This window comes from Limimaricola hongkongensis DSM 17492 (assembly GCF_000600975.2).
Taxonomy (GTDB): Bacteria; Pseudomonadota; Alphaproteobacteria; order Rhodobacterales; family Rhodobacteraceae; genus Limimaricola; species Limimaricola hongkongensis.
Genome location: NZ_KK088649.1, coordinates 243,898 through 268,644, shown reverse-complemented (window position 1 = coordinate 268,644; position 24,747 = coordinate 243,898). Strand labels below are relative to the sequence as shown.

Below are 24,747 nucleotides of genomic sequence, written 5' to 3'. Positions count from 1 at the left end.
CAGCATCCCGTTATGCCTGTCCGTCCAGATCGAGAGGGACGTAACGATGGCCAAACCCCGTTTCACGCGCGAGGACGCGCTGAGCTTTCACAAGGTGCCGCAGCCCGGAAAATGGGAGGTGACGGCCAGCGTCCCGATGACCACCCAGCGCGATCTGAGCCTCGCCTACAGCCCCGGCGTCGCCATCCCCTGCGAGGTGATCGCCGAAAGCCCCGAGACCGCCTATGACTACACCAACAAGGGCAACCTCGTCGCGGTGATCTCGAACGGCACCGCCGTTCTGGGCCTCGGCAATCTCGGTGCGCTGGCCTCCAAGCCGGTGATGGAGGGCAAGTCGGTGCTGTTCAAGCGCTTCGCCGACGTGAACTCGATCGATCTCGAACTGGATACCGAGGATCCCGACGCCTTCTGCGCCGCCGTGAAGCTGATGGGGCCGTCCTTCGGCGGCATCAATCTCGAAGACATCAAGGCGCCCGAATGCTTCATCATCGAGCAGCGCCTGAAGGAAGAGATGGACATCCCCGTCTTTCATGACGACCAGCACGGCACCGCCGTGATCTGCGCCGCAGGCCTCATCAACGCGCTGCACATCTCGGGCAAGAAGATCGAGGATGTGCGCATCGTGCTCAACGGCGCGGGCGCGGCGGGCATCGCCTGTCTCGAACTCCTGAAGGCGATGGGCGCGCGGCACGACAACTGCATCATGTGCGACACCCGCGGCGTGATCTGGCAGGGCCGCACCGAGGGCATGAACCAATGGAAATCGGCCCATGCCGCGAACACCTCGCTGCGCACGCTCGAAGAGGCGATGGACGGGGCCGACGTGTTCCTCGGCGTGTCGGCCAAGGGGGCGGTGACGCAAGCGATGGTCAAGAGCATGGCGCCCAACCCCGTCATTTTCGCCATGGCCAACCCCGACCCCGAGATCACGCCCGAAGAGGCGCATGAGGTGCGCGAGGACGCGATCGTCGCCACCGGGCGCTCGGATTACCCCAACCAGGTCAACAACGTCCTCGGCTTTCCCTACCTGTTCCGCGGCGCGCTCGACATCCACGCCCGCGCGATCAACGACGCGATGAAGATCGCCTGCGCCGAGGCGCTGGCCGAGCTGGCGCGCGAGGAGGTGCCCGACGAGGTCGCCGTCGCCTATGGCCAGAAGCTGAGCTTCGGGCGCGACTACATCATCCCGACGCCCTTCGATCCGCGCCTGATCCACCGCATCCCCCCGGCGGTCGCCCGCGCCGGCATGAAGACCGGCGTGGCGCGGCGCGAGATCGAGGACATGGAGCATTACGAGCAGGCGCTGAAGGGCCGGATGGACCCGACCGCGAGCGTGCTGCGCGGGCTCAACGCGCGCGCCCGCGCCGCGCAGGCCACCATGATTTTCGCCGAGGGCGACGATCCGCGCGTGCTGCGCGCCGCCGTGCAGTACCAGCGTTCGGGCTTCGGCAAGGCGTTGGTGGTGGGGCGCGAGACGGACGTGGCCGAAAAGCTCGCCGCCGAGGGCATGGCCGAGGCCGCGTCCGAGCTGGAGGTGGTCAACGCCGCCAACACGCCGCATCTCGATACCTACAAGTCGTTCCTCTACGAACGGCTGCAGCGCAAGGGTCACGACCAGCACGACATCCATCGGCTCGCGGGGCGCGACCGGCATGTCTTTGCGTCCCTGATGCTGGCGCATGGGCATGGCGACGGCATGATCACCGGCGCCACGCGCAAATCGGCGCATGTGATGGAGCTGGTGAACCACGTCTTCGACGCGGGCCCGCATGACGGCGCGGTGGGCGTTTCGGTCTTGATGCACAAGGGGCGGATCGTGCTGATCGCCGACACGCTGGTGCATGAATGGCCCGACGAGGAGGATCTCGCCGACATCGCGACGCAGGGCGCGCAGGTCGCACGCGAGCTGGGGCTGGAGCCGCGCGTCGCCTTCGTCAGCTTCTCGACCTTCGGCTACCCGGTCTCCGAACGCGCGACCAAGATGTACCGCGCGGCGGAGGTGCTCGACGGGCGCGGCGCCGATTTCGAATACGAGGGCGAGATGGCGGTCGACGTGGCGCTGAACGCCAAGGGGCAGGAAAGCTATCCCTTCTCGCGGCTCACCGGCCCGGCCAACGTGCTGGTGGTCCCGGCGCGGCATTCGGCCTCGATCTCGGTCAAGCTGATGCAGGAGATGGGCGGCGCCACGGTGATCGGCCCGATCCTGTCGGGCGTCGACAAGCCGATCCAGATCTGCTCGACCATCTCGACCGTGGGCGACATCGTCAACATGGCCGTCATGGCCGCCTGCAAGGCCAAGCACGCATGACCATCTGGAACCTCGGGTCGATCAACGCCGACCATGTCTATGCCGTGCCGCACATCGCCGCGCCGGGAGAGACGCTCGCCGCCAGCGCCCTGAACCGCGGCCTTGGCGGCAAGGGCGCCAACATGTCCGTCGCCGCCGCCCGCGCGGGCGCGCGGGTCGAACATCTGGGCGCGGTGGGCACGGATGGCGGTTGGATGGTCGCGCGGCTGGAGAGCTACGGCGTCTCCTGTACCCATGTGCAGCGCCGCGAGGGCCCGAGCGGCCACGCCATCATCGCCGTCGATGCCGAGGGCGAAAACGCGATCACGCTCTGGCCCGGCGCCAATCGCGAGATCGACCTCGATGTTGTGAAACGGGCTCTCGAACAGGCCAAGCAGGGCGATATCCTCGTCGCCCAGAACGAGACCAACGGACAGGTCGAGGCGGCGGCGCTGGCGCGCGCGCGCGGGCTCACCGTGGCCTATGCCGCTGCCCCGTTCGAGGCGGAGGCGGTGCGCGCGGTGCTGGGGCATCTCGACTTTCTGGTGCTCAACGAGATCGAGGCGCGGCAGCTGTCGGAGGCGCTGGGCACGCCGGTGGAGCGCCTCGAGGTGCCGAACGTCGTCGTGACGCTGGGAGCGCGGGGCTGCGACTGGATCGAAACCGCTTCCGGCGCGCGCCACCATGTCGACGCGCCGAAGGTCGAGGCGGTGGACACCACCGGCGCGGGCGACACCTTCACCGGCTACCTGATCGCCGGGCTGGCGGAGGGCAGGCCGATGCGGCAGGCGCTGGAGCGCGCCAGCCGGGCCGGGGCGATCAAGGTCGGGCGGCGCGGCGCCGCCGATGCGATCCCCACCGCCGAAGAGGTCGACCGGGCGGCGCTCTAGGCCCGCGCCGGAGCGCATATGCAGGATTTCGTCTTTTCAGATCCATGGGCGCTGCTTGCCGCCTGCCTCGCGGTGGTGCTGGTCGGGTTCTCCAAGGGGGGATTGGGCGGCGCGCTGGCGCTCTTGGGCGTGCCGATCATGGCGCTGGCGATCCCGCCGGTGCAGGCGGCGGGCATCCTGCTGCCGGTGCTGCTGGCGATGGACGCGATCAGCCTGTGGGCGTGGCGCGGCACCTATCACGCGGGCACGCTCAAGCGGATGCTGCCCGGCGCGGTGGTCGGCATCGGCATCGGCTGGCTCACGGCGGCGCTGGTCTCCGACGGGGCGGTGCGGCTGATCGTCGGGGCGCTGGCGTTGATCTTCGCCGCACGCTGGCTGCTGTCGGGCAATGTGCGCCGCGCCGCGCCGCGCGCCGAGAACACCGCGCGCGCCTCGCTCTGGGCCTCGGTCGCGGGCTATACCAGCTTCGTGGCGCATGCGGGCGGGCCGCCGTTCCAGGTCTACGCCATGCCGCTCGGGCTCGATCCCAGGGTCTATACCGGGACCAGCGTGATCTTCTTTGCCGTGGTCAACGTCATCAAGGTCGTGCCCTACGCCGCGCTGGGCCAGTTCGACCCGGCCAATCTCATCTCCGCCGCCGCGCTTTTGCCGCTGGCGGTTCTGGCGACGCTGTCGGGGGCCTTCGTCGTGAAACGGATGCGGGCGGAGGTGTTCTACCCGGTGATGTACGCGCTGGTGGTGCTGGTGGGGCTCAGGCTGTGCTGGGACGGCCTCGTTGCGCTGATATAGCGCATAAGGGGCTTTGACGGGTCGCATGGCGGCGCGCATCCTGCGGGTCAGAAGATCACGAGGTGCCCGCGCATGCAGTTTTCCGTTCAGTTCGACACCCCCCGCGACACCGGGGATGACAGCGGCCCGGCCCTCGTGGGCTGGTGCCTGACCGAAACCAAGGGCGGGATCATCTATGCCCCGCCCGAACGGGTCCGCTCGGTCGATCTCGACCGGCGCCACGCGAAATCGGCCTCGCGCTGCCCGGCGGTGATCAATCTCGAAAGCCGCTACTTCCTGATCCGCTGCCCCTTCGACATCCATGTCGGCTTCGAGCGCGACGACAAGGGCCGGCCCGCTTTGCGCAATCTCAGCGGCACGGCCAGCGCCATCCGCGGCTCCAAGCTCGGCGAGAAGCTCCGCATTGTGTCCGAACCCGAATGGCGCCACGCTGGCGTGCCGACCCTGCAGCTGTCGCTGCCCTACCTGTTTCTGAGCGACGCGCGGGTCTATCTGTCGCAGGTCGCGCCCTTCATGCATTATACTCCCGCGCCATTGCCCGGCACGATCTTCGGCGGGCGGTTTCCGATCAATGTCTGGCCGCGCCCGCTGATGTGGGCCTTCGAATGGCACGAGCCGTCGAAACCGCTCAAGATCGCGCGCGGCGACCCGCTGTTTTATGCCGGGTTCGAGACGACGCCGCAGGAACGCGGCATCGCCATGGTCGAAGCCCAGCGCACGCCCGAGCTTCTGGACTATCTCGACCTGATCTCGGGCGCGGTGAGCTATGTCAGCCAGACCTTCTCGCTGTTCGAGGCCGCCGAGGCGCGCCGCCCCGAAACGCTGGTGACGCCGGTGGCGCGGCGGCCGCGGCAGGGCTGACGGATGGCGCGGGCCGGAGGTTAAACCCCGGCTTAACCCCGCCGCGTTATCTCCTTGGGCCGGGCCTGCCCGAGGAGACGCCGCATGACCGCCCAGAACGCGCCGATCATCATCAAGCGCAAGAAGATCATCGCCGGGGGCGGCCATCACGGCGGCGCCTGGAAGGTGGCCTATGCCGATTTCGTCACCGCGATGATGGCCTTCTTCATGCTGATGTGGCTTCTCAACGCCACCACCGAACAGCAACGCAAGGGGCTGGCCGACTACTTCGCGCCGACCATCGCGATCAGCCGCACCTCAGGCGGCGGTGCCGAGCTGCTCAATGGCGACACGCTGAGCCAGAGCGAAACGCTCAGCGCCTCGGATCCCGGGGCGGCGGGGCCGCTCGGCCTGACGCCGGAGGCGGCGCTGCCGACGCCGCCGGGCGACGGCGCCGCGCTGGCCGAGGTGGCGGCGCTGCGCGACATCGAGGAGATCCTGCTGGGCCGCGGCGGCGAAAGCCTCGTCGCGCGCGAGGCGCTGCGCCACGTCGTCACCCGGCTCACCGACGAGGGGCTGGTGATCGAGATCTTCGCCCGGCCCGGCGCGCCGATCTTTGCGCCGGGCGACACCGTGCCGCTGCCCGTCACCGACGCGCTTCTGGGGCTGGTGGCGCAGGCGGCGTCACTGGTCGAGAACGAGGTCGCGGTGGCGGCGCATCTCGCGGCGCGGCCCGTGGTGCTGGCCGACAACCCGGTCTGGAGCCTGTCTTCGGGCCGGGCCGAGGCGGCGCGCCAAACGCTCGAGGCGGCGGGGCTCGCGCCCGCCCGCATGGCCCGCGTCACCGGTCTTGGCGATCGCAGCCCGGCGCCCGAAGGCCCCGCCGCGCCGCGCAGCGACCGGATCGAGATCACGTTGCTGCGGCGCCATTAGCACCGCCTTAAACCCGGCGCTGTAGGTCTGCAAAGGACAGCGCGCTTCCCGTTTCACCGAGAAAGGCCCGACATGACGATTTCCTCCTCTCTCAGCGCCGGGATCTCCGGCCTCGCGGCGAACGCGCACCGGCTGGCGACGATTTCGGACAACATCGCCAACTCGGCCACCTATGGCTATCGCCGTGCCATCACCGATTTCCATTCGCTGATGATGGGCAGCGGGCCGGGCCGCTACGTCGCGGGCGGCGTCGCCACCACCTCGCAGCGGCTGATCGACGAAAGCGGCGCGCTGTCCTCGACCTCGAACCCCACCGATCTGGCGGTGCGCGGGCGTGGCTTTCTGCCGGTCAGCGCCGCGGCGGCGGGGGGCGAGGGGCTCGATTTCCGGCTGACCACCACCGGGTCGTTCCGCGCCGACGAGGCTGGCGTGCTGCGCACCCCCGACGGGCAGACGCTGCTGGGCTGGCCCGCCGGGCTCGACGGGACGGTCGGCGCCTTTCCGCGCGACACGCCGGGCGGGCTGCAACCGGTGCGCGTGCCGGCGGGCCAGCTGTCGGGCATCCCGACCACCCAAGTGACGCTTGCCGTCAACCTGCCCGCGACCGAAACGCAGGACGGGGCGGCGGGGCTGCCCGAGGAGCTGACGGTGGAGTATTACGACAATCTCGGCACCACTCAGCAGCTTGGCCTGACCTTCATTCCGACCCTGCCCGCGGCGGGCGGCGCGCCGAGCAACCAGTGGACGATGCAGATCACCGACGGCGCCGATGGCGGCGCGCTGGTGGGGGAATACGCGCTGAACTTCGATGACGGGCGCGACATGGGCGGCACGCTGACATCGGTCACCGGGACCACCGGCGGGCCCTATGATCCCGAAACGGGGCTGTTGTCGATCGACGTGGCCAGCGGCCCGGTGTCGATGAATATCGGCGCGGCGGGCGTGCCGGGCGGCATGACGCAGCTCGCCGGCCTGTTCTCGCCCATCACGATCGCCCGCGATGGCGCGGCCACCGGCAACATGACCGCGATCGAGGTCGATCCGGGCGGGTTCGTGCATGCCTATTACGACAATGGCGCCAGCCGCCGCCTGTACCAGGTGCCGCTGGTCGACGTGCCCAACCCCAACGGGCTGGAGACACATGACGGGCAATCCTATTCGCTCACCCGCGAGAGCGGCGACATGCTTTTGTGGAACGCGGGCGACGGGCCGACGGGCGATGTCGTGGGCTTCGCGCGCGAGGAATCGACCGTCGATGTCGCCTCCGAACTGACCCAGCTGATCCAGACCCAGCGCGCCTATTCCTCGAACGCCAAGGTGATCCAGACCGTCGAGTTGTCCTTGGCCGAGGAGACCGATTTGCCGGTCGAGATCTCGGTCTGGGTCTTGGAGAGGTCGGAATTGATCCCCTTGAGGGTCTGCAGCGCGACCATCGCGCCGTTGTTGGTCAGAATGCTGGACATATATGTGGTCCCAAAGCTCGGCGGCCATCGCGCGCCGGGTTTCATCAAGGGCCCGGGCGCAAAGGCGGCGGGCGGCTGGACGCATGTTCTGGCGTCGCGCGGACCGGGATCTGCCCCGCCGCGATGCGTCCCGCATTTCGGGGACGGGTCGGTTGTCGCAGGCCGGGCTTAAGCCGGGCCTAACGCGGCGCGGAGAATGCGGCGCATTCGATGCGAATGCCTCACGCCTTGTGGCGCAGCGCGGGGGTGGCGGCGGGCGCGCGGGGGCGCCCGTCACGGCCATAGGTGGCAAAGCCACCCTGCGCGGCGCGCAGCGCCCCGGCTCGGGCGTGCCCCTCGCGCAAACCCGACAAAGCCGCCTCGAGAAGCCGCGCGTTGCGCGCGAGATCGGCGGCGAGCGTGGTGAGCGCGGTCATGTCCGGCTGTGCCGACAGCTGCTGCCATAGCGTTTCCTTGGTGTCGCGGATCGGGCCCAGCTCTTCGAACCGCCCCGACAGGAGCGCCGCGCGTTCCGCCGCGAGCAGCGCGGCCAGGCCTCTACGTTCGGCGCTCATCGCGCGTCGGCCATGGCGGCATAAAGCCTCTGTGCAAGGCCGATGCCCCCGGCTGCCACCATGCGGTCGGCCTGTGCCTCGAAGAGAAAGGAGCGAAACTGTGCCTCGCCCGCGCCACCGCCGAATCCCGCTGCGGGCGCGCCGGGGTCCGACATGCGCAGCAGCTCTGACAAAAAACCGGTTTCAAGCGCCTGCGCGGCTCGCCACAGCGGGTCGGCAGGGGGCGGGGTGGCGGGCCGTGGCGGAAAGGTGGCGATGGCGGGGGTCATGGCGAAATCCTTGGCTGGGCATCGGTCGCGATCATTCCGCGGCGCGGTAAATATTCGGTAAGCCTTCTGCCGCATGCTGGGTCCGACCGTTTTTGCGAAGGATCCCGCATGCTCGACCCGCGCCCCCCCGACAGCCGCGGCCCCGTCAGTTCGCCCGCCCGTGCCATGCCGCCGCCGGGAGGCGATGGCTTTGCGGCGCTGGTCACGGCCGCCGACGCGTCGGCGGCGTTGCGGCAGGAGGAAAAGCGTCCCGATGCCGCGGATTCCGACGGGGACGCGGCGGCGGTGCAGTTGCCGGCCTGCGAAGGCGGCATGCCCTGCGCGCGGGAGACCCTCCCGGCGGGGGCCGAGGGGCGCCTTGGAGTTGCGCCGCACATGGCGGTGACATCGACGCGGTCGGGCCGTGGCCCGGAAGAGGCGACCGGCGCGGCACGACAGGAGCCCGGCCCGGCGGAACCGGGGCTGGCGCAGCCGGTGGCGCGGACCCAGCCGGAACCGGGTCCTTTGACGGCACCGCCAGTCGCCCCGCGCGGTGCCATTGCGGATGCGGCGGGCGGCAGCGCGGCGGCGGCCATGGCGCTGGCGCAGCCGCTGGCCCCGGCACGAAACCGCGGCGCGGAATCGCCGCAGGCGGCGGGCGGTGCCCCGCCATCCACGGGTGAAACCGATGGGCGCGGCGCGGCATCACCGGCCCTGTTCCCGGTCGGCGGGGCGGGGAATGCGCCCGATCCGGGCACCGGCGGGCGGGGCGATGCGCCGATGGCGGAGGGCATCGCGGTGATGGCGCGGCAGCAGCGCGCCGCCGGCACCATGCCGGACGGCCACGCTGCCGCACCGCCGCCGCGGCCCGTGGCGCAGCAGCTGGCGCAGCCCGTGGTGGCGGTCATCACCGCCGCTTCGGAAGGACAGATCGAGCTGCGGCTCGACCCGGAGGAGCTGGGCCATGTGGCGCTCCGGATGCGGGCCGAAGGCGACCGGCTGACGCTCGTCATCGCCGCCGAGCAGCGCGACACGACGGAGCTGATCCGGCGGCACCTGCAGGAGCTGTCGCAGGAATTTCGCGCGCTGGGCTACCGTTCGATCGGCTTCAGCTTCGAAGGGGGGCAGGGCGGTCATGCGGGCGCGGGGCGCGATACGCGCGCGCCTGACCGCGCGCCCGCGCAGGAGCCGGCCGGCCCGCCGCCGATCCTCGTGCCGTTATCCGCCGGGCCGCCGCGTCCGGGTCTCGACCTTCGCCTCTAGGAGCCTGCAGATGAGCCTGATCCCCGACGCCGCCAGCGCCACGAGCCTTGCCCCCGCGCAGGGGGCGGCGCCTTTGAGCGCCTCCGGCGCTTCGGATTTCGAGATGTTTCTCAAGATGCTGACCGCGCAGATCCGCAACCAGGACCCGCTGGAGCCGATGGAGTCGGCGGATTACGCGGTGCAGCTCGCGACGTTTTCGGGCGTCGAGCAGCAGGTGAAGACCAACGACCTGCTCGCCGGGCTGGCGGCGGGGCTGGGGCAAGGCGGGCTGGGGCAGGCAGCGGGCTGGGTCGGGCGCGAGGTGCGCGCCCCGCTGACCGCCGCCTTCGACGGCACGCCGCTCGCGCTCGAATTCGAAACGCGGGCGGGGGCCGATGCCGGGGTGCTGGTGGTCAGCGACGCGGAGGGGCGCGAGGTGGCGCGGCACGACACCGGGGCGGGGCCGCAGCGGTTCGACTGGGGCGGCACGGATGCGCAGGGCGCGCCGCTGCCGCTTGGACGCTATGGCTTTGCGATCGTCAGCCGTTCTGGCGGCGAGGAAATCGGCCGCGACGTGGTCGAAACCTATGGCCTGGTGCGCGAGGTGCGGCTCGGGGCCGAGGGCGCGGTGCTGCGGCTCGATGGCGGGGGCGAGGTGCCGATGGCGGCGGTGAGCGCGCTGCGCGCGGCGTCCTAGACCAGCGAGGCGACCCAGCCCGCCGCCGCCGTCAGCGCCGCGCCGACGGCGATCCAGCCGATCGGTGGCAGGTCGCGGCGGCGCGGTTCGGGCTCGGGGTGGCTCTGCCGCACCAGCGCCGCCTCCGCGAGCGCCGGCAGGCGCGGCCCGAAGCGCGACAGCACCTGCACCGTGCGGCCCAGATCGCGGGCGACGGATTTGGGGCCGATGCTTTCGCGGATGTAATCCTCGACCACCGGGCGCGAGGCCTCCCAGATGTTGATATGCGGGTCGAGCGTGCGGGCCACGCCTTCGACCACCACCATGGTGCGCTGCAGCAGGATCAGCTCGGTGCGGGTTTCCATGCCGAAACGCTCGGTCACCTCGAACAGGTAGTTCAAAAGCCGCGCCATGGAGATGCGGCTTGCATCCATGCCGAAGATCGGCTCGCCCACCGCGCGCAAGGCGCTGGCGAAGGCGTCGACGTCGCGGTCGGCGGGGACGTAGCCGGCTTCGAAATGCACCTCGGCGACGCGTTTGTAATCCTTGCGGATGAAGCCGAAGATGATCTCGGCATAGACCCGGCGGGTGTATTCGTCGATCCGCCCCATGATCCCGAAATCGAGCGCGATCAGCGTGCCGTCGGGGCCGACCTTCAGGTTGCCCTGATGCATGTCGCCGTGAAAGAACCCGTCGCGCAGCGCATGGGCGAGAAACAGCTGCAGCACCCGCGCGGCGAGGCGTTTGCGATCATGGCCCGCCGCATCGATCTGCGCCACCTCGGCGGCGCCGATGCCGTCGACCCAGCCCATCGTCATCACCCGTCGCCCCGACAGGTGCCAGCGCAGGGTCGGCACGGCAAAGCCCTGATCCTTGGCGGTGTTGGCGGCGAATTCGGCGGCGGCGGCGGCTTCGAGCCGCAGGTCCAGCTCGCCCAGGACCACGCTTTCGAAATGCGCGATCACCTCGACCGGACGCAGCCGCCGCGAGGCGGGCGACAGCCGTTCGATCATCCGGGCGGCGAAGTAGAACGCCTCGATGTCGCGGCGGAACGCCTTCTCGATGCCGGGGCGCAGCACCTTCACCGCCACCGTCTCGCCGGTCTCGGCGAGCCGCGCGCGGTGCACCTGCGCGATCGAGGCGGCGGCGACCGGATCGGAGAACTCGGAGAACAGCTTGTCGACCGGCTGGCCCAGCTCGATCGCCACGGCACGCTTGGCCTGCGGGGTCGGAAAGGGCGGCAGGCTGTCTTGCAGCACCCGAAGCTGCACCGCCAGCTCGTCGCCGACCACGTCGGGGCGGGTCGAGAGGATCTGGCCGAACTTGATGTAGGCGGGGCCCAGCGCGGTGATGGCGCGGGTCGCGGGCGGCATTTCGGGGTCGCCCTCGTAGCCGAGCCAGCGGAAGGGGGCGGCGAACAGCCGGATCGCCACGCGCAGCGCGCGCGGCGCGTCCATCGCGTCGAGCACCACGGCCATCGCGCCGGTGCGCTCGAAGGTGGCGCCGGTGCGGATCAGCCGGATCAGGTTGTGCGGGCCCCTCAGAGCTTCCACCCCGAATGCAGGCAGGCGACGCCCATGGTCAGGTTGCGGTACTTCGCCTGTCCGAAGCCCGCCTGGCGCAGCATGCCGAGAAAGGTTTCCTGATCGGGGAAGCGGCGGATCGATTCCACGAGATACTGGTAGCTGTCGCGGTCGTTCGCGATCATCTGGCCCATCGCCGGGATGACGTTGAAGCTGTAGAGGTCATAGGCCTTCTGCATCAGATCGTTGGGGATCTGGCTGAACTCCAGCACCATCAGGCGGCCACCGGGGCGCAGCACGCGATAGGCTTCGTCGAGCGCCTTTTGCGGGCGGGTGACATTCCTGATGCCGAAGCTGATCGTGTAGACATCGAAGCTGTTGTCGGGAAAAGGCAGCGCCATCGCGTCGCCGACGACCCAGTCGAGGCTGTCTTCCAGACGTTCGGCCTCGGCGCGCTTGCGCCCCTCGACCAGCATGGATTCGGTCAGGTCGCAGACCGTGGCGTGGCCTTCGCCCGCGCGTTTCAGAAACCGGAACGACACGTCGCCGGTGCCGCCCGCCACGTCGAGCAGGCGCTGGCCGCGCCGGGGCGCCAGCCAGTCCATCATCGCGTCCTTCCACAGCCGGTGGACGCCGCCCGACATCACGTCGTTCATCACGTCGTAGCGCGAGGCGACGGAGGTGAAGACGCCGCGCACGCGGTCGGCCTTTTCGTCCTCGCGCACCGTCTGGTAGCCGAAATGGGTGGTCTGGTCGTCGCTCAAGGGTCTTGTCCCGTGCCGGTGGCGTGCCTTGATAGGGCTCAGAGGCGGCATATAGCCCGCGACGGCCGAAAGAAAGAACCCATGCCCGAATTGCCAGAGGTCGAGACGGTTCGCCGCGGGCTTGCCCCGGCGATGGAAGGCGCGGTGATCGAAACCGCCCATGTGAACCGGCCCGACCTGCGCTGGCCGTTTCCCGAACGCATGGCCGACCGGCTTGCGGGGCAGCGGGTGACGCGGCTGCGCAGGCGGTCGAAATACATCCTCGCGGACCTGGCGGGCGGCGAGACGCTGATCGTGCATCTGGGCATGTCGGGGCGGATGACCGTGTCGGGGGTCAGGCTCGGACGGTTTCACGTGGATCACCCCGCACCCGCCAAGCATGACCACGTGGTGCTGGAGATGGAGGGCGGGGCGCGGATCACCTTCAACGATCCGCGCCGTTTCGGGGCGATGGATCTCGCGGCCACGGACCGGCTCGACGCGCACCGCCTGCTGCGCGGGATCGGGCCCGAGCCCTTGGGCAACGGTTTCGACGAGGCCTATCTGGTGGAGCGGCTCCGGGGGCGGATGGTGCCGGTCAAGACCGCGCTTCTGGATCAGAAGATCGTGGCGGGGCTGGGCAACATCTATGTCTGCGAGGTGCTGCACCGCGCGGGCATCGATCCGCGCCGCAAGGCGGGGCGGATCTCGGCGGCGCGGGTGGCCGGGCTGGTGCCGATCATCCGGGTGGTGCTTGAGGAGGCGATCGCCTCCGGCGGCTCCTCGCTCAAGGATTACCGGCAAGCGGATGGCGCGATGGGCTATTTCCAGCACGGGTTCCGGGTCTATGACCGGGCGGGCGCGGCCTGCCCGACCCAAGGCTGCGACGGCGTGGTGGAGCGGATCGTGCAATCGGGGCGTTCGACCTTTCATTGCCCGCGCTGCCAGAGGTGACCGGGCAGAGGTGACTTGAACGCCGCAGCCGCGCGCGGCAGGTTTCGCCAAAGCACCCCGGAGACCGCGCATGGCCTATACCACCATTCTCGTCGAGACCGCCGACGACATCGCCACCATCACGCTCAACCGCCCCGAGGCGATGAACGCCATCAACTCGACCCTGCTGCGCGAGCTGGTGGGCGCGCTGGAGGAGGCGGACCGGTCCGACAAGGTGCGTTGCATCGTGCTGACCGGCTCGGACAAGGCCTTTGCCGCCGGGGCCGACGTGGCCGAGATGGCCGATCTGTCTTTTGTCGAGATGTATCGCCGCGCGCTCTATGCGGGCGACATGGCGCGGCTGGCGCGCATCCGCAAACCGGTGATCGCCGCGGTGTCGGGTTACGCGCTGGGCGGCGGTTGCGAGCTGGCGATGGCCTGCGATTTCATCATCGCCGCCGATACCGCCAAGTTCGGCCAGCCGGAGGTCAATCTCGGCATCATGGCGGGGATGGGCGGCAGCCAGCGGTTGACCCGCGCGGTGGGCAAGCCCAAGGCGATGGACATGCACCTGACGGGCCGCTTCATGTCGGCCGAGGAGGCCGAGCGCGCCGGGTTGGTGAGCCGGGTCGTGCCGGCCCGGCAGCTGGCGACGGAGGCGCGCGCCGCCGCCGAGAAGATCGCGGCCAAGAGCCAGCTGTCGGTCATCGCCATCAAGGACGCGGTGAACCGCAGCGAGGAGGTCGGGCTGACCGAGGGGCTCGCCTATGAGCGCCGGCTGTTCGAGGCGCTGTTCTCGACCGAGGACCAGGCCGAGGGCATGGCGGCGTTCCGCGAGAAGCGCGAACCGCAATACCGCGACCGCTGAAGGGGCGGAAGGGTTGACTGCGCGGCGACTCGGCCTTAGAGACGCGGCTTCAGAACAGTTACCCCGCAAGTGGATTCTCGACACATGGCCAACACGCCCCAGTCCAAGAAGCGCGCTCGCCAGAACGAGCAGCGCTTCGCGATCAACAAGATGCGCCGGTCGCGCATCCGCACCTTCCTGCGCAAGGTCGAAGAGGCGATCGCCTCCGGCAAGCAGGACGCCGCCCAGGCCGCCCTGCGCGAAGCTCAGCCCGAGCTGATGCGCGGCGTCACCAAGGGCGTGGTGCACAAGAACACCGCCGCCCGCAAGATGTCGCGCCTGTCGTCGCGCGTGAAGGCGCTCGCCGCCTAATATCGCCGAAAGGCGAAGGAATTCAAAAGGGTGCCCCGAAAGGGGCACCCTTTTTTCGTGTTTCGCGAGATGATTCCCGCGCGCGGCCATGGCGGTAGATCCCGCGACGGCCTGCGCGCGCGAATGGCTGTCATGCGTTTTCGGAATGACGATTCCCGGCCCCCGGCAGAGGGGGAATTCGGCCAGGCGGTCAAGGGTGGGGCGGTATCCAGGTACCCCGATGCCGTTGCGACAGGGCGGCGGAATCGATGGCCGTGACCGGCGCGGCGCTGTCAAGTTCGGGCGCGGGGACGGGCCCGGCAAATCGACGCCGATGTGACCCTTCGGCCCGGCGCACGGCCCCGGCCCTTAGGATTCAGGGGAGTCGCGAAACCCCGCCGGATTCGATTTGGTGGAGTCTTCCGTCAAGCGCGTTGTTCGGTTGATGACCTCCGAGCGCTGGCGCTAACTTACCCCTGCGATTCACATCGTTCCTGGGGGAACATGGGTGAGTCGGCACCACGGTGGTCCGAAGGCCAGCTGCACGGCCGATCAGATCGGACCCGCGAACGGGGTGCCAGCTCTCTTGAGCGTGACGGGCGCACGGCTTTGGCCGTGCCATTGGCCGTCTCGCGATTGTCTGCATTGCGGCCGCCATCCCGGCGGGCGTCACTGCCGTCATGTCCCGATCCCGGGCCGAACTGCGAGTGCGGGTCGGCGGGTTTGCCCGTCCCCCGTTCGGGCCCGGAGGTTAGGTCAGTCCGGTGCGGAACAGCGTCGGCGCATGCGCGCCGGCGGCCGCACCGGCTGTGCCCGATGGTGAATGGCAAGACCGGGCGCGGCGGGCGCGTCCGGGGACGATGAAGGCAGGTCGGGGACAGGTCATGACGAACGAAATCTGGGCGCAGGTCAGCGAAGAGCTCAAGCAGGCGGTGGGCGCCAACAACCACACCACCTGGATCGCGCCGCTGCGCTTCGAGGAGCTGGTCGACGGCGTCGCCCGGTTTCACGTGCCCACCACCTTCCACGGCAACTACGTCCTGCAGAATTTCGGCGACCAGATCCTGACGCAGCTGGCCCGCGCCGGCATCACCGTGCAGCGCCTGATCTTCGCCCAGTCGGCCAACCTCGCCGCGGCGCCCCGTCCCGCCGCCGCCACTGCACCCCAGCCGAGCGCCCCCGCGCAGGTCGCCGCCGAGGATGACGACACCCATTCGGCCACGCTCGACCCGCGCTTCACCTTCGACCGCTTCGTCGTCGGCAAGCCCAACGAGATGGCCCATGCCGCCGCCCGCCGCATCGCCGAAGGCGGCTCCTTGGGCTTCAACCCGCTGTTTCTCTATGGCGGCGTCGGGCTTGGAAAGACGCACCTGATGCACGCCATCGGCCACGAGCTGAAGGCCAGCCAGCCGCATCTCAAGGTCGTGCTCACCTCCGCCGAGCAGTTCATGTACCGCTTCATCACCGCGCTGCGCGACAAGCGCATGATGGACTTCAAGCAGCTGTTCCGCTCGGTCGACGTGCTCATGGTCGATGACATCCAGTTCCTCGGCGGCAAGGATTCCACGCAAGAGGAGTTCTTTCACACCTTCAACGCGCTGATCGACGCCGGAAAGCGGATCATCATCTCTGCCGACCGCGCGCCCGGCGCGATGAAGGACGTGGAGGAGCGGATCACCTCGCGCATGGGATCGGGGCTCGTGGTCGACCTCTTCCCGACCGATTTCGAACTGCGCGTCGGCATCCTGCAGGCCAAGGCCGACTACTACCGCGCGCAATATCCCGGCATCGTGGTCCAGCCCGGCGTGTTCGAGTTCCTCGCGCAGCGCATCTCCAACAATGTGCGCGTGCTCGAAGGCGCGCTGACCCGGCTCTTTGCCTTCGCCTCCCTGGTCGGGCGCGAGATTTCGCTCGAAATGACGCAGGATTGCCTCGCCGACATCCTGCGCGCCTCGGATCGCAAGATCACCGTCGAGGAGATCCAGCGCCGGGTGTCTGAGCATTACAACATCCGGCTGTCGGACATGATCGGGCCCAAGCGGGTGCGCAATTACGCCCGGCCGCGGCAGGTGGCGATGTATCTTTCGAAAAAGCTCACCTCGCGCTCGCTGCCCGAGATCGGTCGCCGCTTCGGCGGGCGCGACCACACCACCGTCATGCACGGGGTCCGCAAGATCGAGGAGCTGAAGGCCACCGACAGCCAGATCGCCGACGACCTCGAACTGCTGCGCCGCGCGCTCGAGGAATGAGGCCGCGACGACGCCGCCGGGAGTGACGCCGCGCGGGCTGTGCCACCGCCGCTGAAAAGGCTTGAGGACGGGCTGAAAACAGGTAGTTTTCCAGTCCCGGCCAAGCCCGGGCGACAACAGCGGAGCGATGCACATGAAACTCTCGATCGAACGCGGCGTTCTGCTCAAGGCCGTCGCCCAGGCCCAGTCCGTGGTCGAACGGCGCAACACCATCCCGATCCTCGCCAACGTGCTGATCGAAGCCGAAGGCGACACGGTGCGCTTTCGCGCCACCGATCTCGACATCGAGGTCGTGGATCGCGCCCCGGCCACCGTCGACACCGCCGGCTCCACCACCGTTGCCGCCGTGCTGCTCAACGAGATCGTGCGCAAGCTGCCCGACGGCGCGCTCGTCACGCTCACCGATCAGGGCGGCAACGGCCGGCTCACCATCGAGGCGGGGCGCTCGAACTTCCAGCTCGCGACGCTGCCGAAAGAGGATTTCCCGGTGATGGCCTCCTCGGAATACGAGGCGAGCTTTACCGCCCCCGCGCCGGTGCTGCGCCGCCTGTTCGACAAGGCCAAGTTCGCGATCTCCACCGAAGAGACGCGCTATTACCTCAACGGCGTCTACATGCATGTGGCCGAGGGCGATGGCGGCCGCGTGCTGCGCTGCGTCGCGACCGATGGCCACCGGCTGGCGCGGATCGACGCCGAGCTGCCCGAAGGGGCCGAAGCCATGGCCGGGGTGATCGTGCCGCGCAAGACCGTGAACGAGCTGCGCAAGCTCTTGGATGACGACGAGGCGCAGATCGAGGTTTCGGTCAGCGAGACCAAGGTGCGGTTCACCACGCCGAACATCACGCTCACCTCCAAGGTCATCGACGGCACCTTCCCCGATTACAGCCGGGTGATTCCGCAAAACAACGCCAAGCGGCTCGAGGTCGACGCGACCGAATTCGCCAAGGCGGTGGACCGGGTCGCCACAGTGAGCTCCGAGCGTTCGCGCGCGGTGAAGCTGTCGCTCGAAGAGGACCGGCTGGTGCTTTCGGTCAACGCCCCCGATTCGGGTGCCGCCGAGGAAGAGCTGGCCGTGGCCTATGGCGACGAGCGGCTGGAGATCGGGTTCAACGCCAAGTATCTGCAGGAGATCGCGAGCCAGGTGGACCGCGAGAACGCGGTGTTCCTGTTCAACTCCTCGGGCGATCCGACGCTGATGCGCGAAGGCGATGACCTGAGCGCGGTCTATGTCGTCATGCCGATGCGCGTGTGACGCCGTCGGGATCTGCGTATTTGAGGAATGGTGAAGGGGAGGGCCGCGCGTGAGAGCGGCCGTCACCGCTCTGGAGCTGTCGCATTTCCGGTCGCACAAACGGGCGCGGCTCGCGCTTGACGGGCGGCCGGTCGCCATCCACGGGCCCAACGGCGCGGGCAAGACCAACCTGATCGAGGCCGTGTCGCTGCTCTCGCCCGGGCGCGGCATGCGGCGGGCAGGGGCCGAGGAGATCGCCCGGCGGCCCGAGCGGCTCGGCTGGAAGGTCTGGGCCGAAATCGAGGCCGAGGGCGCACCGCACGAGATCGAAACCCGCGCCGAGGCCGGGCAGAGCCGCAGCGTGCAGATCGACGGCAAGACCGTGCCGCAGGTGGCGCTCGCGCGCGTGTTGCGGGTGCTGTGGCTGGTGCCCTCGATGGATCGGCTCTGGATCGAGGCGGCCGAGGGGCGCCGCCGGTTTCTCGATCGCGCGGTGCTGAGCTTTGATCCCGGCCATGCCGAAAGCGTGCTCGATTACGAAAAGGCGATGCGCGAGCGCAACCGGCTTTTGAAGGACGGGGTGCGGGATGCGCATTGGTACGGCGCGCTCGAGGGGCGCATGGCGCAGGCGGGCGCGGCCATCGCATCCGCACGCCGCGCCGCGATCGAACGGCTCATGGCGGCGCAGGACGAAACCGAAACCGCCTTTCCCACCGCCGATCTCGCGCTGGCCTATCCCGACGACACGCCGGAGGAGGCCGAGGCCCTGCGCGCGGGCTTTGCCGCCATGCGCGCGCGCGACATGGCCGCCGGGCGCACCCTGATCGGGCCGCACCGGGCCGATCTCGACGCGCTGTGGCGCGCCAAGGGGGTGGCGGCGCGCGATGCCTCCACGGGGGAGCAGAAGGCGCTGCTCATTTCGCTGATCCTCGCCAATGCGCGCGCGCTGGCCGCACAAGGGGGGGCGCCGCCCGTGCTGCTGCTCGACGAGGTCGCGGCGCATCTGGACACGCGCCGCCGCGCGGCGCTCTATGACGAAATCTGCGCGCTCGGGCTTCAGGCCTTCATGACCGGCACCGAGCCGGGGCTGTTCGACGCCCTGGACGACCGCGCGCAGCGCATCGAAGTCACCGAGACCGCCGGAGTCTCGCAGATCAGGAACGAGACATGACACCGCAACGCGTGACGCTCATCACCCTCGGCGTGACCGACATGGACCGGGCCAAGGCATTCTACGCAGCGCTCGGCTGGGTGCCGCATGCGTCGAGCCAGCCTTCGGTGACATTCTACCAGATGCACGGGCTCGTGCTCGGGCTGTTCGGCCTGTCGGATCTGGCCAAGGATCAGGGGCGGTCGGGGCTCGCGCTCGGCATGGGGGCGATGACGCTGGCGCAGAATTTCGAGGATCGCGCCGGCGTGGACGAAGCGTGGCAGGCCGCGCTCGATGCGGGCGCGACCGGGCTCAAGGCCCCCGAGGAGGTGTTCTGGGGCGGGTATTCGGGCTATTACGCCGACCCCGATGGCCATGTCTGGGAAATCGCGCATAACCCGTTCTGGCCGCTGGCGCCGGATGGATCGCTGACCCTGCCGGAGGCGGAGTGACGCTCGCCGCGCAGGATCTCGCGCTGTATGCGGGGGCGCTGTTCGTGCTGTTTCTCACGCCGGGGCCGGTCTGGGTCGCGCTGACGGCGCGGGCGCTGTCGGGCGGGGTGCACGCGGCATGGCCGCTGGCGCTCGGCGTGGTGGTGGGCGACGCGCTCTGGCCGCTGCTGGCGATCCTCGGGGTAAGCTGGGTGCTGTCGGTCTATGGCGGCTTTCTCGAACTGCTGCGCTGGGTCGCGAGCGCGATGTTCCTGGCCATGGGGGTGATGCTGTGGCGCCATGCCGGGGCCGCCATCGCCACCGACAACCGCCTGACCCGGCCCGGCATGTGGGCGGGATTCGCCGCCGGGCTCGCGGTGATCCTCGGCAATCCCAAGGCGATCCTGTTCTACATGGGAATGCTGCCCGGCTTCTTCGATCTTTCGGCCCTGACCCGGGCCGACATCGCCGCGATCTGCGCGATGTCCTTCGCGGTGCCACTGGCGGGGAACCTCGTTCTCGCCGTGTCGATCCACCGCGCGCGGGCGCTTTTGACCTCGCCGCGGGCGCTGAGACGGACCAACCGCGTGGCAGCCGCGATGCTGGTCGGCGTGGGGCTGCTCATCCCCCTGTCGTAGCGCAAAATATGGGGGAAAATCGTGACATCCTCCACCACGGGTCGTATATTCCGCCGGAAACGTCCCGAGGATTTCCCCCATGGCTGAACCCGCTTTGCAACCCAACGCCTACGGCGCCGATTCCATCAAGGTTCTCAAGGGCCTGGATGCGGTCCGCAAGCGTCCGGGCATGTATATCGGCGACACCGATGACGGCTCGGGCCTGCACCACATGGTCTACGAGGTGGTCGACAACGGCATCGACGAGGCGCTGGCCGGTCACGCCGACTTCGTGCAGGTCAAGATCCACGCCGACAACTCGGTCAGCGTGCGCGACAATGGCCGCGGCATCCCCACCGACATGCACCGCGAAGAGGGTGTCTCGGCGGCCGAGGTCATCATGACCCAGCTGCATGCCGGCGGTAAGTTCGACCAGAACTCCTACAAGGTGTCGGGCGGCCTGCACGGCGTCGGCGTCTCGGTCGTCAACGCGCTGTCGGACTGGCTGGAGCTTCGGATCTGGCGCGATGGCAAGGAACACGTCGCCCGCTTCGAGCGTGGCGAAACCGTGAAGCATCTCGAGGTGGTGGGCGACACAGAGCAGACCGGCACCGAGGTGCGGTTCCTCGCCTCGACCACGACGTTCTCGAATCTCGACTACGTGTTCGAGACGCTGGAAAAGCGCCTGCGCGAGCTGGCCTTCCTCAACTCCGGGGTGCGCATCATCCTCGAGGATGACCGCCCGGCACAGCCGCTGCACACCGAGCTGTTCTACGAAGGCGGCGTGCGCGAGTTCGTGAAGTATCTCGACCGCTCCAAGCACGCCGTCATGCCCGAGCCGATCTGGATCGAGGGCGAAAAGGACGGCATCGGCGTCGAGGTGGCGATGTGGTGGAACGACACCTTCCACGAAACCGTGCTGCCTTTCACCAACAACATCCCGCAGCGCGACGGCGGCACCCACATGGCGGGCTTTCGCGGCGCGCTGACGCGGACCATCAACGCCTATGCGCAGTCCTCCGGCATCGCCAAGAAGGAGAAGGTGTCCTTCACCGGCGACGACGCGCGCGAGGGGCTGACCTGCGTGCTGTCGGTGAAGGTGCCGGACCCGAAATTCTCCTCGCAGACCAAGGACAAGCTCGTCTCGTCGGAGGTGCGCCCGGCGGTGGAGAACCTCGTGGGCGAGAAGCTTTCCGAATGGTTCGAGGAAAACCCCAACATCGCCAAGCAGATCGTCGGCAAGATCATCGAGGCGGCGCTGGCGCGCGAGGCCGCGCGCAAGGCGCGCGAACTGACCCGCCGCAAAACCGCGATGGACGTGAACTTCCTCGCCGGCAAGCTCAAGGACTGCTCCGAGAAGGACCCGACCAAGACCGAGGTGTTCCTCGTCGAGGGGGATTCGGCGGGCGGCTCGGCCCAGACCGGGCGCGATCGCGGCACGCAGGCGATCCTGCCGCTCAAGGGCAAGATCCTCAACGTCGAGCGCGCGCGCTTCGACCGGATGCTCGGCAGCCAGGAAATCGGCAACCTCGTCATGGCGCTCGGCACCGGGATCGGCCGCGACGAGTTCGACATCAATAAGCTGCGCTACCACAAGATCGTCATCATGACCGACGCCGATGTCGACGGCGCGCATATCCGCACGCTGCTGCTGACCTTCTTCTTCCGGCAGATGCCCGAGCTGATCGAGGGCGGGCATCTCTATATCGCGCAACCGCCGCTCTACAAGGTGTCGCGCGGCAAGTCCGAGGTCTATCTCAAGGACCAGGCCGCGATGGACGAATACCTGATCCATCAGGGCACCGACGGCACGACGCTCCGGCTCGGCTCGGGCGAGGAGATCACCGGCAACGACCTGCGCCGCGTGGTCGAGGAGGCGCGCCAGCTGCGCCGCGTGCTCGACGCCTTCCCGACGCATTACCCGCGCCACATCCTCGAACAGGCGGCGATCTCGGGTGCCTTCGTGCCCGGCGCGGTCGATGCCGACCTGCAGGGCGTGGCCGACAAGGTGGCGAAGCGGCTCGACCTGATCGCGCTTGAATACGAGCGCGGCTGGCAGGGCCGGATCACGCAGGATCACGGCATCCGGCTCGCGCGGATCCTGCGCGGGGTCGAGGAGGTGCGCACGCTCGACGGGCCGATGCTGCGCTCGGGCGAGGCGCGCAAGACCGGCAGCTTCACGAAATCGCTGCAGGAGATCTATGACCTGCCCGCGACGCTGGTGCGCAAGGAGCGGCGCCAGCTGATCCACGGCCCGCTCGACCTGCTCGCGGCGATCTTGGAGGAGGGTCAGCGCGGCCTGACGCTGCAGCGCTACAAGGGCTTGGGCGAGATGAACCCCGACCAGCTGTGGGAAACCACGCTGGACCCCGAGGCGCGGACGCTGCTGCAGGTGCGGATCGAGGATTCGACCGAGGCCGACGATCTGTTCACCAAGCTGATGGGCGACGTGGTCGAGCCGCGCCGCGATTTCATCCAGCAGAACGCGCTCAACGTCGAGCATCTCGACTTCTGAAGCGGCCGAGGGAGCCGGAGACGGAAAACCGGGGGTTTCGGCGCGCGGTTTCCGATCCGGCGTTCGAAGCGCGCCGCGACTGGGCGGCGCGCAAAAGCATCCGCGCACCTCGTGAAGCCAGCGCGGCATTGGCTTGGTATGGCCGGGCGCGGTGACTGCCGCGTGCTCGGCCAGCGTCGCTGCATGTGAAAAAAGCCGCCACGCGACCGGCGGGATGGGGCGCGCCGGCACGACACCATGACCGCCATGGACGCCGCCCGGCCGTCCTTGCGACATCGCACAGCCCGCGACGGGCAGAGCCCCCCGCATATGGCCGGGACCCTGATCGGGCGGTGGCCAAGGGCTGTGGTTCCGTTCGGCCCGCCAGCGCCGGAAAGCGCGGCGCCCGCCGATCTGGACCCGCGCCTGCATCGGCGATCGGCCTGAACCATCCGTCGGGCGGATCCGCGCAGGGACGCACCCGCGAAAGAGCCCGGCCGATTTGATCCATGTCAAAGCCCGCCCATGGCGAAACGTGGCATCGCCCATCGGAATGCCGCGCCGCTCCCCGAGCGCGGTCGAAGCCGAGGGACACGACACGCATGGATTACCTGAAGATCCCCTTGCTGGCTCTGGTCACATTGCTGGCCGCGATCGCGGCCGACTGGGGGCGCGACCCCGCCTATAGCCTGCACGCCGCCATCGTCATGATCGTCGCGGGCGGGCTGCTGCTGCGCGCCCTGCGCCGCACCGGCGAGCCGCGGCCCGCGCCCGACCTGTCGGGCTACATGGACGGACCGGTGCGCGCCGGCGTCATCGCCACCGCCTTCTGGGGCGTCGTGGGCTTTCTCGTCGGCGTCTTCATCGCGCTGCAGCTGGCCTTTCCGGCGCTGAACTTCGACTGGTCCGAGGGGCTGGCGAATTTCGGGCGGCTCAGGCCGCTGCATACCTCGGCGGTGATCTTCGCCTTTGGCGGCAACGCGCTGATCGCGACCTCGTTCTACGTGGTGCAGCGCACCTCCGCGGCGCGGCTCTGGGGCGGCAACACCGCCTGGTTCGTGTTCTGGGGCTATCAGCTCTTCATCGTCTTCGCCGCCACCGGCTACCTGCTGGGATCGACCCAGTCGAAGGAATACGCCGAGCCGGAATGGTATGTCGACATCTGGCTCACCGTGGTCTGGCTCGCCTACCTCGCCGTCTATCTCGGCACGATCCTGAAGCGGCGCGAGCGGCACATCTACGTCGCCAACTGGTTCTTCCTCGCCTTCATCGTCACCGTGGCGATGCTGCACGTGGTCAACAACCTGTCGATCCCGGTCTCGATCTGGGGCTCCAAGTCGGTGCAGCTCTTCGCCGGCGTGCAGGACGCGATGACCCAGTGGTGGTACGGCCACAACGCGGTGGGCTTCTTCCTGACCGCGGGCTTCCTCGGCATGATGTACTACTTCGTGCCCAAGCAGGCCGGCCGGCCGGTCTACAGCTACAAGCTGTCGATCATCCACTTCTGGGCGCTGATCTTCCTCTATATCTGGGCCGGTCCGCACCATTTGCACTACACCGCGCTGCCCGACTGGGCCTCGACGCTGGGCATGGTGTTCTCGGTGATCCTGTGGATGCCGAGCTGGGGCGGCATGATCAACGGGCTGATGACGCTCGAGGGCGCCTGGGACAAGATCCGCACCGACCCGATCATCCGCATGTTCGTGGCCAGCCTCGCCTTTTACGGCATGTCGACCTTCGAGGGGCCGGTGATGTCGATCCGCGCGGTCAACTCGCTGTCGCACTACACCGACTGGACCATCGGCCACGTGCATTCCGGCGCGCTCGGCTGGAACGGGCTGATCACCTTCGGCTGCCTCTACTTCCTGACGCCGAAGCTCTGGGGCCGGGAGCGCATGTATTCCAACGCCGCGATCAACTGGCACTTCTGGCTCGCGACGATCGGCATCGTGCTCTACGCGGCGGCGATGTGGGTCACCGGAATCATGGAGGGCCTGATGTGGCGCGAGGTCGACGACCAGGGCTTCCTCGTCAACTCCTTCGCCGACACCGTCGCCGCCAAGTTCCCGATGTACGTGATCCGCGCGCTCGGCGGCGGTCTCTACCTCGCGGGGGCGCTGATCATGGTCTGGAACATGTGGATGACCGTGCGCGGCGCGCCGGCCCGCACCACCGCCCCCACCGACACCATCGCCGCGGAGTGATCCCATGACCGAGCAAACCACCCAGACCGCCCCGGCGGGCAAGCCCCGGCTG

21 protein-coding genes and 2 pseudogenes are annotated in these 24,747 nt (G+C 68.9%); 18 read left to right on the top strand and 5 right to left on the bottom strand.

Annotation, left to right across the window (positions count from 1 at the left end):
• Window positions 1-46 precede the first annotated feature (46 nt).
• From LOKHON_RS03330 to LOKHON_RS03305, 6 genes and pseudogenes are all read left to right on the top strand, one after another.
• The gene (locus LOKHON_RS03330) at window positions 47-2,308 is read left to right on the top strand and encodes an NADP-dependent malic enzyme (RefSeq protein ID WP_017927820.1); all 2,262 of its coding nucleotides are present in this window, start codon (window positions 47-49) and stop codon (window positions 2,306-2,308) included.
• Window positions 2,305-3,177, top strand: coding sequence for a ribokinase (locus LOKHON_RS03325; RefSeq protein WP_017927821.1), 873 nt, complete (start codon window positions 2,305-2,307; stop codon window positions 3,175-3,177). The genes LOKHON_RS03330 and LOKHON_RS03325 overlap by 4 nt, the downstream gene beginning before the upstream one ends.
• Window positions 3,178-3,195: 18 nt before the next feature.
• On the top strand, window positions 3,196-3,966 hold the full coding sequence (locus tag LOKHON_RS03320; RefSeq protein WP_017927822.1) for a sulfite exporter TauE/SafE family protein: 771 nt from the start codon (window positions 3,196-3,198) through the stop codon (window positions 3,964-3,966).
• A gap of 72 nt (window positions 3,967-4,038) precedes the next feature.
• Entirely contained in the window at window positions 4,039-4,827 is a 789-nt protein-coding gene (locus tag LOKHON_RS03315; protein WP_017927823.1) for a hypothetical protein, read from the top strand.
• 84 nt (window positions 4,828-4,911) lie between these two features.
• The gene (locus LOKHON_RS03310) at window positions 4,912-5,739 is read left to right on the top strand and encodes a flagellar motor protein MotB (protein ID WP_017927824.1); all 828 of its coding nucleotides are present in this window, start codon (window positions 4,912-4,914) and stop codon (window positions 5,737-5,739) included.
• Between the two features lie 72 nt (window positions 5,740-5,811).
• Window positions 5,812-7,038 (top strand): annotated as a pseudogene (locus tag LOKHON_RS03305) (flagellar hook protein FlgE); the annotation flags it as partial.
• A gap of 23 nt (window positions 7,039-7,061) precedes the next feature.
• On the opposite strand, the pseudogene LOKHON_RS16425 reads toward LOKHON_RS03305, so the two are convergent.
• The 3 genes and pseudogenes from LOKHON_RS16425 to LOKHON_RS03295 form a co-directional block, all read right to left on the bottom strand.
• A pseudogene (locus LOKHON_RS16425) lies at window positions 7,062-7,202 on the bottom strand (flagellin N-terminal helical domain-containing protein); the annotation flags it as partial.
• Between the two features lie 221 nt (window positions 7,203-7,423).
• A complete protein-coding gene (locus LOKHON_RS03300) occupies window positions 7,424-7,756 on the bottom strand; it encodes a hypothetical protein (RefSeq protein ID WP_017927826.1) in 333 nt (110 codons plus the stop codon).
• Complete coding sequence (locus tag LOKHON_RS03295; RefSeq protein WP_017927827.1) at window positions 7,753-8,025, bottom strand: rod-binding protein; 273 nt, start codon at window positions 8,023-8,025, stop codon at window positions 7,753-7,755. The genes LOKHON_RS03300 and LOKHON_RS03295 overlap by 4 nt, the downstream gene beginning before the upstream one ends.
• A gap of 108 nt (window positions 8,026-8,133) precedes the next feature.
• Between LOKHON_RS03295 and LOKHON_RS15835 the strand changes: the two genes are divergently transcribed.
• Together LOKHON_RS15835 and LOKHON_RS03285 are read left to right on the top strand one after the other, a co-directional pair.
• Window positions 8,134-9,267, top strand: a complete 1,134-nt coding sequence (locus LOKHON_RS15835) for a flagellar hook-length control protein FliK (RefSeq protein WP_017927828.1) — start codon at window positions 8,134-8,136, stop codon at window positions 9,265-9,267.
• Window positions 9,268-9,277: 10 nt separating this feature from the next.
• Window positions 9,278-9,943 carry a flagellar hook capping FlgD N-terminal domain-containing protein gene (locus LOKHON_RS03285; protein ID WP_017927829.1) on the top strand — a complete coding sequence of 222 codons (666 nt, stop codon included), beginning with the start codon at window positions 9,278-9,280 and terminating at the stop codon, window positions 9,941-9,943.
• On the opposite strand, the gene ubiB is transcribed toward LOKHON_RS03285, so the two are convergent.
• Window positions 9,940-11,466, bottom strand: coding sequence for a 2-polyprenylphenol 6-hydroxylase (gene ubiB, locus LOKHON_RS03280; protein ID WP_026147398.1), 1,527 nt, complete (start codon window positions 11,464-11,466; stop codon window positions 9,940-9,942). The two genes, LOKHON_RS03285 and ubiB, sit on opposite strands and share 4 nt — an antisense overlap.
• Window positions 11,463-12,260: a bifunctional demethylmenaquinone methyltransferase/2-methoxy-6-polyprenyl-1,4-benzoquinol methylase UbiE gene (ubiE, locus tag LOKHON_RS03275; protein ID WP_425412359.1), complete on the bottom strand. Its 798-nt coding sequence runs from the start codon at window positions 12,258-12,260 to the stop codon at window positions 11,463-11,465. Before ubiE ends, ubiB begins: the two co-directional genes overlap by 4 nt.
• A 30-nt stretch (window positions 12,261-12,290) precedes the next feature.
• Here ubiE and mutM point away from each other — a divergent pair, with 30 nt between their 5' ends.
• From mutM to ccoN, 10 genes are all read left to right on the top strand, one after another.
• Window positions 12,291-13,142, top strand: a complete 852-nt coding sequence (gene mutM / locus LOKHON_RS03270) for a bifunctional DNA-formamidopyrimidine glycosylase/DNA-(apurinic or apyrimidinic site) lyase (RefSeq protein ID WP_017927832.1) — start codon at window positions 12,291-12,293, stop codon at window positions 13,140-13,142.
• Between the two features lie 70 nt (window positions 13,143-13,212).
• A complete protein-coding gene (locus tag LOKHON_RS03265; protein WP_017927833.1) occupies window positions 13,213-13,989 on the top strand; it encodes an enoyl-CoA hydratase-related protein in 777 nt (258 codons plus the stop codon).
• A gap of 84 nt (window positions 13,990-14,073) precedes the next feature.
• On the top strand, window positions 14,074-14,340 hold the full coding sequence (gene rpsT / locus LOKHON_RS03260) for a 30S ribosomal protein S20 (protein WP_017927834.1): 267 nt from the start codon (window positions 14,074-14,076) through the stop codon (window positions 14,338-14,340).
• An 863-nt stretch (window positions 14,341-15,203) separates the two neighbouring features.
• Window positions 15,204-16,568, top strand: a complete 1,365-nt coding sequence (gene dnaA, locus LOKHON_RS03255; protein WP_017927835.1) for a chromosomal replication initiator protein DnaA — start codon at window positions 15,204-15,206, stop codon at window positions 16,566-16,568.
• Between the two features lie 133 nt (window positions 16,569-16,701).
• Window positions 16,702-17,820, top strand: coding sequence for a DNA polymerase III subunit beta (gene dnaN, locus LOKHON_RS03250; protein WP_017927836.1), 1,119 nt, complete (start codon window positions 16,702-16,704; stop codon window positions 17,818-17,820).
• Window positions 17,821-17,869: 49 nt separating this feature from the next.
• Window positions 17,870-18,970, top strand: coding sequence for a DNA replication/repair protein RecF (recF, locus tag LOKHON_RS03245; RefSeq protein ID WP_017927837.1), 1,101 nt, complete (start codon window positions 17,870-17,872; stop codon window positions 18,968-18,970).
• On the top strand, window positions 18,967-19,401 hold the full coding sequence (locus LOKHON_RS03240) for a VOC family protein (protein ID WP_017927838.1): 435 nt from the start codon (window positions 18,967-18,969) through the stop codon (window positions 19,399-19,401). The genes recF and LOKHON_RS03240 overlap by 4 nt, the downstream gene beginning before the upstream one ends.
• The gene (locus LOKHON_RS03235; RefSeq protein WP_017927839.1) at window positions 19,398-20,018 is read left to right on the top strand and encodes a LysE family translocator; all 621 of its coding nucleotides are present in this window, start codon (window positions 19,398-19,400) and stop codon (window positions 20,016-20,018) included. The genes LOKHON_RS03240 and LOKHON_RS03235 overlap by 4 nt, the downstream gene beginning before the upstream one ends.
• Window positions 20,019-20,097: 79 nt before the next feature.
• On the top strand, window positions 20,098-22,512 hold the full coding sequence (gyrB, locus tag LOKHON_RS03230) for a DNA topoisomerase (ATP-hydrolyzing) subunit B (RefSeq protein WP_017927840.1): 2,415 nt from the start codon (window positions 20,098-20,100) through the stop codon (window positions 22,510-22,512).
• Between the two features lie 581 nt (window positions 22,513-23,093).
• A complete protein-coding gene (ccoN, locus tag LOKHON_RS03225) occupies window positions 23,094-24,695 on the top strand; it encodes a cytochrome-c oxidase, cbb3-type subunit I (RefSeq protein WP_017927841.1) in 1,602 nt (533 codons plus the stop codon).
• Window positions 24,696-24,747: the final 52 nt, after the last annotated feature.